We start from the raw sequence: 12,377 nt of genomic DNA on the forward strand, positions 1-12,377 counted from the left end.
CCTGATGAGCACTCCCTTCATCCGCGTGCAGCGGGCCGACATGGTGTTCTCGACCCGCCAGGGACGCTTCCACGCGCTGCGCGACATCGACCTGGACATTGCCCAGGGCGAGTTCGTGACGCTGATCGGTCATTCGGGCTGCGGCAAGTCGACGCTGCTGAACCTGATCGCCGGCCTGCTGCGGCCCACCGGCGGCGGCCTGCTCTGCGACGGCCGCGAGATCGCCGGTCCGGGGCCGGAGCGGGCGGTGGTGTTCCAGAACCATTCGCTGCTGCCGTGGCTGACCTGCTTCGACAACGTGCTGCTGGCGGTCGAGTCCGTCTTCGGCGGCCGGGAACTGCGTCCGCGACTGATGGCGCGGACGGAGGAAGCGCTGTACCTGGTCGGCATGGGGCATGCGATGTTCAAGCGGCCGCATGAGATCTCGGGCGGGATGAAGCAGCGCGTCGGCATCGCGCGGGCGCTGGCGATGGAGCCCAAGGTGCTGCTGATGGACGAGCCCTTCGGCGCGCTGGATGCGCTGACGCGGGCGCATCTGCAGGATGAGCTGCTGAAGATCGTCGCCGCGACGCGCAGCACCGTGGTGATGGTCACGCACGATGTCGACGAGGCGGTGCTGCTGTCGGATCGCATCGTGATGATGACCAACGGACCCGCGGCGACGATCGGCGAGGTGCTGCCGGTGCGGCTGGCGCGGCCGAGGGACCGGGTCGCGCTCGCGGAGGATCCGGTCTACGTGCATGCGCGCAAGGCGGTGATCGACTTCCTCTACACGCGGCATCGCCACACGGAGGCCCGGGCGGCTTGAAGACCCTCACCCCAGGATGATCTGCAAGCTCTGCTGGTAATGCGCGGTGAGCAGGTCCAGCCGGTCAAGCAGGATCTCGCTGCTGCGGGCCAGTCCCGCGGCCGCCTCGCGGCCATGGGCGTCACGCAGGCTGCGCATCAGCCGCAGCCACTCGGCGCCGACCTCCGCCAGCAAGGCCCGGATCGCGTCGCTCGACAGCGGCGAGCTCTCCAGCTCCGCCAGCCCGGCGGCAAAACGATCCAGGCTGTCGAGCAGCACCGCCGGATTCCGGCTGGGCAGCAGGTCCGCCAGCAGCGCTTCCTTGGCCAGTTGCTGGCTCAGCATCCGCTGGCGACCGCAGAGGTTGACGACATGCAGCGGCTTGCCGCCGCCGCAGGCCGCGATGGCCGAGGCGAGCGCATCAGAGTGCGCGCGAAGGTCCTCGGCGGCTGCATCGGCGGCGAGCAGGGCCTCGGCCGTCGGCTTGCCGGCGAGCAGCGGCTCCAGGCGTCGCCAGGCGTCGATGACCGGGTCGACCTGCAGCGCGGCCCGCGATGAGACCGACTCCGGCGCGGCGGAGGACGAAGGCCCCGGCGCGGGCGACATCGAGGGCGACATCGCGGCGGCCGGCGCGGGCGACATCGGCGATGACATCGGCGGCAACAACGCGGGCAACAGCGCCGGCAACCGCGACAGGTTGCTCGCCACGCGCGCGCAGGACTCGTCCTGCAGCGTCTTCGCCCGCTTGGCTTCGATGCCGGCGGCCCGCTGCGCCATCAGCTTCACCAGCCGCTGGCTGAGCATGCGCTGCTGTCCGGCGAGGTTGACCGCCTCGGCCAGCTGCGCCGACTGCACCACCGAGCGCGCCACCTCGCCCAGTCGCAGGTGCGCATGCATGGCGGTTTCGCGCAGCAGGCGGAAGGCGCTGTCCTCGTCCAGGTCGCGCGCCGACATCAGCAGGCCCTTGGCGCGCTCGGTCCACTTGCGGTCGTCGAGCTGCGCGCGCACCGCCGCGAAGCGGCCGGCCTGCCAGACGGCCCAGCGCAGCTGGCGGCGCAGCGCCTCGGCGGGAAGCATCGCCTCCAGGATGAGCTGCACCCCCAGCGCCAGCGCGCGCTGCTGGACGGGCGGTGGCAGCGCCGGCGCGTCGGGCACGACGGCCAGCCCGGGCAGCGCGCCCGGCGCATCGACCGCGGGCGACCTCCGGAAGGCCTCGCCAGCGGCCTCGATCGCATCGAGCCAGCCGTCGACCTGGTCGGCGTCGGCCAGCAGCACGAAGGCCTCGACGGCCTGTTCTTGTGCGGCACGCACCAAGCTGTCGCGTCCGGGCTGGTGCACGGACGCCACGATCCAGTGCGGCGGCGGGGCCAGCAGGTCGGACGGGACGCGTTCGCCGCCCAGCAGCAGCACGCGGCGGGGCAGGGCATCGCCATCGTCGGCGGCGTCATCGAGGGGGCGTGAGGCGGGCGCGGGCAGGGACGCGGACATGGGCGGCAGGCGGGGCGCGACAGAGGAGAAAGGCGGCGTCGGCCGCCTCGTCGGGGCGCCGGGAACCGGGGTGGTCCTCGGCGCGTCGCAGCATAAGCCCTTCGCGCCAGCGTCGGGCGGCCTGGGTGCGGTGCAGCAAACTGGCACGCGACTTGCGAAGGAAGGTGCGTGGCGCAATGACGCGCCGCACCCGCGCGGGGTTCCGGCCCCGCGGTCTTCGCAGCGGGCCGCCGAGCGACCCGATGCCCCATCCGTCAGAAGGCCACGCCGAGCCCGGTGCTCGACGCGGCCTTTTTTCGTTCCAGCCACCCAGAGCCTCCCCGCCATGGCAGCGTTCCGCACCTTCCTGCGCTCCGGTCACGCCCCGACCCTCGGTGCGGCGTTCCTGTACTTCGCGTTCTCGTGCTGTATCTGGGTGCTGAACGGCGCGCTCGCGCCCTTCATCAGCGAGGCCTACCAGCTCAGCGCCGCGCAGAAGGGCCTGATGCTGTCGATTCCTATCATGGCGGGCGCGCTGATGCGCTTCCCGCTGGGCGTGCTGTCGCAATACATCGGCCGCAAGAACGCGACGCTGGTCGAGATGGCGCTGATCGCCGTCGCCATGGGCTACGGCTTCTTCATGGTCAAGGGCTACGACGACCTGCTCGCCATGGGCGTGCTGCTGGGCATCGCCGGCGCGAGCTTCGGCGTCGCGCTGTCGCTGGGCTCGGGCTGGTACCCGCCCAAGTACAAGGGCCTGGCGATGGGCCTGGTGGGCGCGGGCAACGTCGGCACCGCGGTGTCGGTGCTGGTGGCGCCGCCGCTGGCGCAGTGGCTGGGCTGGCAGACGGTCTACGCGGTCGCCGGCGCCGCGATCCTGGTGCCGATGCTCGTGATGATCGTCTTCGCCAAGGAGCCGCCCGATGTCGACAGCCATGCCGGCCTGCGCAGCCACATGGCCTGCCTGTTCGAGAAGGACGGCTGGGCCTTCAGCCTGATCTACGCGGTCACCTTCGGCGGCTTCATCGGGCTCATCACCTTCCTGCCCACCTACTACTACGACCAGTTCGGCGTCTCCAAGGTGCAGGCCGGCCAGCTGACGATGCTGGCGGCATTCATGGGCGCCGCGGTGCGCGTGATGGGCGGCTGGATCTCCGACCGCTGGGGCGGCGTCAACACGCTGACCGTGGTGCTGGTCGCGGTGACGGTGACGCTGCTGCTGGTGGGCCTGGCCGGTGGATCGCTGGTGGCCACGACGCTGCTGCTGATCGCGTGCTTCGCCGCGCTGGGCGCTGGCAACGGCGCGCTGTTCCAGCTGGTGCCGCTGCGCTGGCCCGCGGCCACGGCGGTGGCGGGCTCGATGATCGGCGAGGTCGGCGCGCTCGGCGGCGGCCTGGTGCCCAACCTGATGGGCCTGTCCAAGCAATACGCCGGGACCTACTTCTGGGGCTTCGCGATCTTCGCGGTGCTGTCGCTGCTGATGCTGGGCGTGATGCGCGTGATGCAGATCCGCTGGACCCGCACCTGGGCCGAGCGCGGCGGCCGCGCCCGCATGCCCGCCGCGGGCACGGCGAGCAGCGCCGCCTCGGCGCCGTCCCACGGGAGGGCCTATGAAGCGCGTTGACGCGGCCCGGCCGCGTTCAGCGCGGCAGGAACAGCAGCCAGACCAGCAGCAGCAGGTTGAGCAGCGCCGACAGGCCGAAGGCGAGCTGCCAGGCCGCGAGCGGATTGCGACGCGCGAGCGCGCTGCCGCCGGCGGCGGGCAGCGGGCGCGAGGCGCCGCGCTCCAGCGCCAGCAGCAACTCGTCGGCGGTCTCGAAGCGGGCCGCGGCCTCGCGATGCACGGCCTTCAGCAGCAGCCGGTCGAGCCAGATCGGCACGTCGGGCCGCAACCGCGAGGGCGGACGCGGGTCGTGCCGGTAGCGGCCGCGCTGGTAGGGCTCGATCTCGCCGTAGGGCAGCCGGCCGGTGAGCCACTGGTACAGCGTCACGCCCAGCGCGAAGAGATCGCTGCCGGCGTCCGCGGGCGCCGGCGGATCGTCCCACTGCTCGGGATTGATGTAGCTCGGCGTGCCGGCATGCAGGTCGCGCAGCGCCTCGGGTTCGTGGCCGGACAGCGCCACGCCCAGGTCCAGCAGGCGCCAGCGGCCGTCGTCGCCCAAGTGCAGGTTGCCGGGCTTGATGTCGCGATGCACGATGCCGGCGCGATGCAGCCGGCCCAGCGCGGCGGCGATCTCGCCGGCCGCGGCCAGGAAGTCGGCCAGCGCCGGCCGGCCCTCGGCCATCAGGTCTTCGAGCGTGCGGCCGTCATGCCAGTCGGCCAGCAGGTACAGCGCGCTGGCATCCGGCGTCTCGTGGCCGCGCACCAATCCGGGGTGGTCGCCGACGCGGCGCGTCACCCAGCCCTCGTGCGCGAGCATGGCGCGCTCCTGCGGGTCGTCGCCGCGGGCCTCGGCGAGCGTCTTCAAGGCGAGCGGTCGCAGGTCGCCAAGGTCCTCGTCGCGGCGGGCGCGGAAGAGCCGATGCACGCCGTTGTCGGCCACCAGCGCGGTGATGCGCAGGCCGTCGAGCAGATCCCCGGCCTTCAAGCGCGGCGGGACGGGCAGGCGCTGCGCGCCGCGCAGCAGGTCGTCGTAATCGGCGGTGCCCGGCGCGCGCACCAGCACCAGCAGCGCGGTCGCGTTGTCGCGTCCGCCCGCCTCGAGCGCGGCGCGGACCAGCGCCTCGGCCGCGGCCTGGGCGTCCTCGCCCATCGCCAGTTCGGCGAGCTGGCTCGCGCGCAACGGGCCGTGCACGCCGTCGCTGGTGAGCAGCAGCCGGTCGCCGGCGCGCAGGTCGCCTTGCGCGTAGTCGACGCGCACCGTGTCATCGAGGCCGATGGCGCGGGTGAGCCGCGCGAAGTCGCTCTGGTCGATGGCGTGGTCCTGCGTCAGCTGCGTGGCCTGGCCCTCGCGGATCAGCCAGACGCGGCTGTCGCCGACATGGGCCACCGTGTAGCCACCACCCTGCAGCACGACGGCGCTGAGCGTCGTCAGCGCCGAGCGCTCGCCGCGACGGTTGTGATGGGCCAGCCAGCCGTTCTGCGCGGCGATCAGCCGGTCCAGCGCGACGGTGGTGTCCCAGTGGCGCGGCGTGGCGTGGTAGTCGCGCACCAGCGCGCCGACGGTGGTCTGCGCCGCCATGCGGCCACCGCCCTCGCCAGGTTGGCCGGGCTGTCCGGAGACGCCGTCGGCCAGCGCCGCGATCCAGCCCTTGCCGGCCTCGCGCGCGTCCTGCGGCCGCTGCACGGCGGCGAAGTCCTCGTTGCGTTCCCGCGGACCGCGGTCGCTGGCCAGGCCGATGGCGATGTCAAAACTCATGGTGGCGGCGATTCTGCCGTCATCGCCCGAATCCGATTGGAGCGTGCCGCATGAAAAAGATGAAGCTGGTGATGGTGGGCAACGGCATGGCCGGCGTCCGCACCCTGGAAGAGCTGCTGAAGATCTCGCCCGATCTGTACGACATCACCGTGTTCGGCGCCGAGTCGCATCCGAACTACAACCGCATCCTGCTCAGCCCGGTGCTCGCCGGCGAGCAGACGCTGGACGAGATCATCCTGAACCCGCTCTCCTGGTACGAGGAGAACGGCATCACGCTGCACCTGGGCAAGACGGTCACGCAGATCGATCGCATCAAGCGCAAGGTGATCGCGGCCGACGGCACCGAGGCCGACTATGACCGGCTGCTGATCGCCACCGGCTCCAACCCCTTCATCCTGCCGGTGCCCGGCAAGGACCTGGACGGCGTGATCGGCTACCGCGACATCACCGACACCAACACGATGATCGAGGCGGCGACCCGGTACCAGCACGCCGTCGTCATCGGCGGCGGCCTGCTGGGCCTGGAAGCGGCCAACGGCCTGATGCTGCGCGGCATGCAGGTCACCGTCGTGCACATCGGCGACTGGCTGATGGAGCGCCAGCTCGACGACCAGGCCGGCGACCTGCTGCGCAAGTCGCTGCAGGAGCGCGGCCTGCGCTTCCGCATGGGCGCGCAGACCGAGGCGCTGATCGGCGAGGAGGAGGGCCGCCTGGATGGGGAGGCCCCGGCTCGCCGCCGGGTCCGGGCCGTCCGCTTCAAGGATGGCGAGGAGATTCCCGCCGACCTCGTCGTGATGGCCGCCGGCATCCGCCCCAACACCGCGCTGGCCGAAAGCGCCGGCCTGCACTGCCACCGCGGCATCGTCGTCACCGACACGCTGCAGACGGTGACCGATCCCCGCATCTACGCCGTCGGCGAGTGCGCCGCGCACCGCGGCATCGCCTACGGCCTGGTGGCGCCGCTGTTCGAGCAGGGCAAGGTCTGCGCGAATCACCTGGCGCAGTTCGGCATCGGCCGCTACCTCGGCAGCCAGACCAGCACCAAGCTGAAGGTGACCGGCATCGACCTGTTCTCGGCCGGCGACTTCATGGGCGGCGAGGGCACCGAGGAGATCGTGATGAGCGACCCCTTCGCCGGCGTCTACAAGAAGCTGGTGATCAAGAACGACCAACTGGTCGGCGCTTGCCTGTACGGCGACACCGTCGACGGCAGCTGGTACTTCAAGCTGCTGCGCGAGGGCCGCAAGATCGGCGACATCCGGGACAAGCTGATGTTCGGCGAAAGCAACATCGGCGACGTCGGCCACCAGGGCCACAACAAGGCCGCCGCGATGGCCGACAGCGACGAGGTCTGCGGCTGCAACGGCGTGACGAAGGGCGCCGTCTGCAAGGCGATCAAGGAGAAGGGCCTGTTCACGCTGGAGGAGGTGCGCAAGCACACCAAGGCCAGCGCGAGCTGCGGCTCCTGCACCGGGCTGGTCGAGCAGCTGCTGATGTTCACTGCGGGCGGCGACTACTCGGCCACGCCGAAGAAGAAGGCCGTGTGCGGCTGCACCGAGCTGAGCCACCAGGAGGTGCGCGATGCCATCTTCAAGGAGCACCTGGTCAAGCTGGACGAGGTCTACGACCGCCTGAACTGGAAGACGCCCAACGGCTGCGCGACCTGCCGTCCGGCGCTCAACTACTACCTGATCTCCTCCTGGCCCAAGGAGGCCGTGGACGATCCGCAATCGCGCTTCATCAACGAGCGCAGCCACGCCAACATCCAGAAGGACGGCACCTACTCGGTGATCCCGCGCATGTGGGGCGGGGAGACCTCCGCCGATGAGCTGCGCCGCATCGCCGACGCCGTCGACAAGTACAAGATCCCCACCGTGAAGGTGACCGGCGGCCAGCGCATCGACCTGCTGGGGGTGCGCAAGGAGGATCTGGTCGACGTCTGGCGCGACATCGGCATGCCCAGCGGCCATGCCTACGCGAAGGCGCTGCGCACGGTGAAGACCTGCGTCGGCTCCGAGTGGTGCCGCATGGGCACGCAGGACAGCACGCAGATGGGCAAGGACCTGGAGCGCGCGATGTGGCGCATGTACGCGCCGCACAAGGTCAAGTTCGCCGTCAGCGGCTGCCCGCGCAACTGCGCCGAGGCTGGCATCAAGGACGTCGGCATCATCGGCGTGGACTCCGGCTGGGAGATGTACATCGCCGGCAATGGCGGCATCAAGACCGAGGTCGCGCACTTCCTGGTCAAGCTCAAGACCGCCGAGGAGGTGATGGAGTACACCGGCGCCTTCATGCAGCTCTACCGCAAGGAGGGCTGGTACCTCGAGCGCACCGTGCACTACGTCAGCCGCGTCGGGCTGGACCATGTGAAGCAGCGCATCCTCGAGGACCACGAGGGCCGCAAGGCGCTGTGGGCCGAGCTGCAGTACGCGCTCGATGGCGAGCCCGATCCGTGGTTCGAGTTCGCCAAGGCCCAGGTTGACGTGCGCCAGTTCGAGCCGGTGGCCAGCGTCGCCGTCCCGGCCGGCGCGACGTCCGCCGGGTCCGCCGGTGCCGGCGCCAAACCCGTTCCCGCCGCGCCGCTGCGCGGCCCCTTCTGATCAAGAGGCCCCGCCATGACCGACTGGATCTCCGTGTGCGCCGTCACCGACATTCCCGTGCTGGGCTCGCGCCGCGTCGCCCGCGCCAAGGGCCCGCAGGTGGCGCTGTTCCGCACCGCCGACGACCGCATCCACGCGCTGCTCGACCGCTGCCCCCACAAGGCCGGGCCGCTGAGCCAGGGCATCGTCTTCGGCAATGCCGTCGCCTGCCCGCTGCACAACTGGACCATCGCGCTGGAGAACGGCTGCGCGCGCGAGCCGGATGAAGGCCGCACGCCGGTGTTCCAGGTCAAGGTCGAGGACGGCGTCGTGCTGCTGGACCGGCAGGAACTGGACACGGTGGGCATCGACCTGCCGCCGGTCATGGCCGGTCCCTGCACCCGCGTGGCCTGCTGAACGGCACCGGCCGATGAACGCCCGGGTGCCCCAGGATCGCGAGCCCGCCGCGTCCACGCACGCGCCGGCCGAGGGCGTGCGCAGCACGCGCTCGACCTGCCCGTACTGCGGGGTCGGCTGCGGCGTGCTGATCGACACGGCGGGCGAGGGCGATGCCACGCGCGTCGTCGGCGTGCGCGGTGATCCCGACCACCCGGCCAACTTCGGCCGGCTGTGCACCAAGGGCTCGACGCTGCACCTGACCGCGACGCCGCTGGTGCGCCAGCAGCAGCGCCTGCTGCAGCCGGCCTGGCGGCCCACGCGCGACGATGCGTTCGAGCCGCAGGACTGGGACACGACCACGCGCCGCATCGCCGAGCAGCTGCTGGCGATCCGCGCCGAGCATGGGCCGGACGCGATCGGCTTCTACATCTCGGGCCAGCTGCTGACCGAGGACTACCACGCGTTCAACAAGCTGGCGCGCGGCCTGGTCGGCACCAACAACATCGACAGCAACTCGCGGCTGTGCATGAGCTCGGCGGTGGTCGGCTACAAGCAGTCGCTGGGCGCCGACGCGCCGCCCACCTGCTACGAGGACCTGGAGCGGGCCGACTGCCTGTTCATCGCCGGCTCCAACACCGCGTGGGCGCATCCCATCCTGTTCCGCCGCATCGAGGCGGCCCGCGCGGCGCGGCCGCAGATGAAGATCATCGTGGTGGACCCGCGCCGCACCGAGACGGCCGAGTTCGCCGATCTGCACCTCGCGATCAAGCCGGGCAGCGACATCGCGCTGTTCCACGGCATGTTGCACGCGGCGATCTGGGAGGGCTGGATCGACGCGGACTTCATCGAGCGGCACACCGCCGGCTTCGCGGAACTGAAGGCGCTGGTGCGCACGATGACGCCGAGCGAATCGGCGCGGCTCACCGGCCTCAAGGAAGCGCAGATCCTGCAGGCGGCGCAGTGGTTCGCGCAGTCGCCGTCGACGCTGTCGCTGTACTGCATGGGCCTGAACCAGAGCAGCAGTGGCGCGGCGAAGAACACGGCGCTGATCAACCTGCACCTCGCGACGGGCCAGGTCGGTCGCGCCGGGGCGGGGCCGTTCTCGCTCACCGGCCAGCCCAACGCGATGGGCGGGCGCGAGAGCGGCGGCATGGCGACGCTGCTGCCCGGTCACCGCGATCCAGGCAACGCCGCGCATCGCGATGAAGTGGCTGCGCTGTGGGGCGTCGACGCGATGCCCGACCAGCCGGGCAAGACGGCGGTGGAACTGTTCCAGGCCGCCGCCCGCGGCGAGGTCAAGGCGCTGTGGATCGCCTGCACGAATCCGGCGCAGTCCATGCCCGACCAGGCGCTGGTGCGCGCGGCGCTCGAGCGCTGCGAGCTGGTCATCCTGCAGGAAGCCTTTTCCGGCACGGCGACGGCGGCCTTCGCCGACGTGGTGCTGCCGGCCGCCACCTGGGCGGAGAAGGACGGCACCGTCACCAACAGCGAGCGGCGCATCAGCCGCGTGCGCGCCGCGCTGTCGCCGGCCGGCGAATCGCGCGCCGACTGGCGCATCGTGCGCGACGTCGCGCAGCGCATGGAGACGGTCCTGCGTCCGGGCCGGCCCAGCCTCTTCGACTGGGAGACGCCGGAGCAGCCGTGGATCGAGCATCGTGAAGCCACGCGCGGGCGCGACCTGGACATCGGCGGGCTGAGCTACGCGATGCTGGAGGAGGCGCCGCGGCAGTGGCCCTGGCCGGCCGGCGCCGAGGCCGCGCAGGCCCGGCTCTACGAGGATCGCCGCTTCGCGCATGCCGACGGCCGGGCGCGTTTCATCGCGAAGCCCTTCAAGCCGACGGCCGAGATGCAGGATCCGAAATTCCCGCTGGCGCTGAGCACCGGGCGGCTGCGCGACCAGTGGCACGGCATGAGCCGCAGCGGCACGGTCGCGCGGCTCTTCGCCGGCGAGCCGGCGCCCGCGCTGTCGATGCATCCGCAGGACATCGCGCGCCGCGGGTTGACGGCGGGCGCGCTGGTGCGCGTGCAGTCGCGCCGCGGACCGCTGATCGTGCCGCTGCGCGCGGACGAGGGCGTCGGCCCGCAGCAGGCCTGGTTGCCGATGCACTGGGGCAGCGAGTTCCTCGGCGGGCGCGGCCAGCTGGGCATCAATGCGCTGACGCAATCGGCGTTCTGTCCGGATGCGCGGCAGCCCGAGCTGAAGTTCGCGGCCGTCTCGGTGGAGGCGGTGGCGTTGCCCTGGCGCGTGTTCGGCGCGGCCTGGGTGAAGCCGGGCCAGGCCGCCGCGCTGCGCAGCCAGCTGCGGGTGCTGATGGACCAGGCCGAGTACGCCTGCTGCCTGCCCGGACCCGCGCAGGACGGGCTGGAGGGCTGGAGCCTGGAGCTGGCCTTCGCCGAGCCGCCGCCCGCGCCGGTGGTGCAGGCCTTGTCGACGGTGCTGCAGCTCAACGGTGTCGGCGTGCTGCGGTATGCCGATGGGCGGCGCGGCCGCAGCCGCTCCTTGCGGCTGGATGGCGAAGGCGCCGAAGCGCGTCTGCAGGCGCTGTTGCGCGTCGGCGAGGGCAGTGAGGGAGCATGGCTCGACGCGCTGTGGAGCGAGCGCGTGCCGGTCGCGCCCTTCGGCCGCCGCCTGCTGGCGCCGGATGCGGACGGGCCCGCCGTGCCGGTCAGCCCGCAGGTCTGCAATTGCTTCAATGTCCGCGAGGACGCGATCACCGCCTGCCTGCAGCGGCTGCCCGACGACGCGCCGCAGGCGCGCCTGGCGGCGCTGCAGGGCGCGTTGCGCTGCGGCACGCAGTGCGGCTCCTGTCTGCCGGCGCTGCGCCGCATGGTGCAGACCGTCGTGCCAGGGTCTCCGGTTTCGAATGCAGTGAAGGAAGCGACATGACGTCCCTCGATGCCAGCGCCAACGCCAGCTCATCCGCGATTTCATGCGCCAGCACGTCCGCCGGCACGCCGAGCGTGTCCCTCGTCGGCGCGGGACCGGGCGATCCGGAGTTGCTCACCGTCAAGGCGATGAAGCGGCTTCAGCAGGCCGAGGTGGTGCTGACCGACGACCTGGTCGATGCGCGCGTGCTCGCCTGCCTGCCACCGACGGCGCGGGTGCTGCGCGTGGGCAAGCGCGGCGGCTGTGTGTCGACGGAGCAGCGCTTCATCCATGAATTGATGATCCGCGAGGCCCGGGCGGGCGCGCGTGTCGTGCGCCTGAAGGGCGGCGATCCGTTCGTGTTCGGTCGTGGCGGCGAGGAAGTCGACGCGCTGCGCGAGGCCGGCATCGAGGTCGAGGTGATCAACGGCCTGTCGGCCGGGCTGGCGGCGCCAGCGTCGGTGGGCGTGCCGGTCACGGACCGTCGCTGCACGCCGGGCGTGGCCTTCGTGACCGGGCACAACGGCGAGCACGGCATCGCGCCCGATTGGGCGGCGCTGGCGAAGAGCCGGCTGACGCTGGTGGTCTACATGGGCCTGGCGCGCGCGGCGGCGATTGCGCAGGCCTTGCAGGACGGTGGCCTGTCGCCGGGCACGCCGGCCGTGATCGTCAGCGCGGCGCACACGCCGCGGCAGCGCGAATGCTTCACGACGCTGGCGGAGCTGCCGGCCGCGATCGAGCGCGAGGGCTTGCCCAGTCCGGCGCTGCTCGTGATCGGCGAGGTGGTCGCCTTGTCGCCGCGATGGCGCGAGGATGCCGGATTGACGGGCGCCGGCGCGGGTAGCGATGCCGATGCCGGCCGTGTCGGCGAGCCGCTGGCGACGTTCCGCGCGGCCTGAACGAGGCGCAGAGGAGCGCCG

General features: G+C 71.8%; 8 protein-coding genes. 6 read left to right on the forward strand and 2 right to left on the reverse strand.

Annotation, left to right across the window (positions count from 1 at the left end; translation table 11 throughout):
- Positions 1-4 precede the first annotated feature (4 nt).
- On the forward strand, positions 5-808 hold the full coding sequence (locus FHT37_RS21200) for an ABC transporter ATP-binding protein (RefSeq protein ID WP_175538131.1): 804 nt from the start codon (positions 5-7) through the stop codon (positions 806-808).
- Between the two features lie 6 nt (positions 809-814).
- Here the strand turns inward: FHT37_RS21200 and FHT37_RS21205 are convergent, their stop codons facing one another.
- Positions 815-2,275, reverse strand: a complete 1,461-nt coding sequence (locus tag FHT37_RS21205; RefSeq protein ID WP_183484321.1) for a type IV pili methyl-accepting chemotaxis transducer N-terminal domain-containing protein — start codon at positions 2,273-2,275, stop codon at positions 815-817.
- A gap of 325 nt (positions 2,276-2,600) precedes the next feature.
- Between FHT37_RS21205 and FHT37_RS21210 the strand changes: the two genes are divergently transcribed.
- Complete coding sequence (locus FHT37_RS21210; RefSeq protein ID WP_183484324.1) at positions 2,601-3,878, forward strand: nitrate/nitrite transporter; 1,278 nt, start codon at positions 2,601-2,603, stop codon at positions 3,876-3,878.
- Positions 3,879-3,894: 16 nt separating this feature from the next.
- Here FHT37_RS21210 and FHT37_RS21215 read toward each other — a convergent pair whose 3' ends face one another.
- A complete protein-coding gene (locus FHT37_RS21215; RefSeq protein ID WP_183484327.1) occupies positions 3,895-5,613 on the reverse strand; it encodes a bifunctional protein-serine/threonine kinase/phosphatase in 1,719 nt (572 codons plus the stop codon).
- 50 nt (positions 5,614-5,663) lie between these two features.
- On the opposite strand from FHT37_RS21215, the gene nirB reads away from it, so the two are divergent.
- The 4 genes from nirB (at position 5,664) to cobA (ending at position 12,356) form a co-directional block, all read left to right on the forward strand.
- Complete coding sequence (gene nirB, locus FHT37_RS21220) at positions 5,664-8,213, forward strand: nitrite reductase large subunit NirB (RefSeq protein ID WP_183484330.1); 2,550 nt, start codon at positions 5,664-5,666, stop codon at positions 8,211-8,213.
- Positions 8,214-8,228: 15 nt separating this feature from the next.
- Positions 8,229-8,609, forward strand: coding sequence for a nitrite reductase small subunit NirD (nirD, locus tag FHT37_RS21225; protein WP_091719853.1), 381 nt, complete (start codon positions 8,229-8,231; stop codon positions 8,607-8,609).
- A 76-nt stretch (positions 8,610-8,685) separates the two neighbouring features.
- Complete coding sequence (locus FHT37_RS21230) at positions 8,686-11,478, forward strand: nitrate reductase (RefSeq protein WP_183485659.1); 2,793 nt, start codon at positions 8,686-8,688, stop codon at positions 11,476-11,478.
- Positions 11,475-12,356 (forward strand): uroporphyrinogen-III C-methyltransferase, encoded by an 882-nt coding sequence (gene cobA / locus FHT37_RS21235; RefSeq protein ID WP_183484333.1) that lies wholly within the window; start codon positions 11,475-11,477, stop codon positions 12,354-12,356. The genes FHT37_RS21230 and cobA overlap by 4 nt, the downstream gene beginning before the upstream one ends.
- Positions 12,357-12,377: the final 21 nt, after the last annotated feature.

The sequence above is a fragment of the Mitsuaria sp. BK037 genome (genome assembly GCF_014193045.1).
GTDB lineage: Bacteria > Pseudomonadota > Gammaproteobacteria > Burkholderiales > Burkholderiaceae_C > Roseateles.

What these genes read in the sequence shown, in the direction of transcription:
- FHT37_RS21200 (WP_175538131.1), top strand. Translation starts at nt 5, where the DNA reads ATGAGCACTCCCTTCATCCGCGTGCAGCGGGCCGACATGGTGTTCTCG.
- FHT37_RS21205 (WP_183484321.1), bottom strand. Translation starts at nt 2,275, where the DNA reads ATGTCCGCGTCCCTGCCCGCGCCCGCCTCACGCCCCCTCGATGACGCC.
- FHT37_RS21210 (WP_183484324.1), top strand. Translation starts at nt 2,601, where the DNA reads ATGGCAGCGTTCCGCACCTTCCTGCGCTCCGGTCACGCCCCGACCCTC.
- FHT37_RS21215 (WP_183484327.1), bottom strand. Translation starts at nt 5,613, where the DNA reads ATGAGTTTTGACATCGCCATCGGCCTGGCCAGCGACCGCGGTCCGCGG.
- nirB (WP_183484330.1), top strand. Translation starts at nt 5,664, where the DNA reads ATGAAAAAGATGAAGCTGGTGATGGTGGGCAACGGCATGGCCGGCGTC.
- nirD (WP_091719853.1), top strand. Translation starts at nt 8,229, where the DNA reads ATGACCGACTGGATCTCCGTGTGCGCCGTCACCGACATTCCCGTGCTG.
- cobA (WP_183484333.1), top strand. Translation starts at nt 11,475, where the DNA reads ATGACGTCCCTCGATGCCAGCGCCAACGCCAGCTCATCCGCGATTTCA.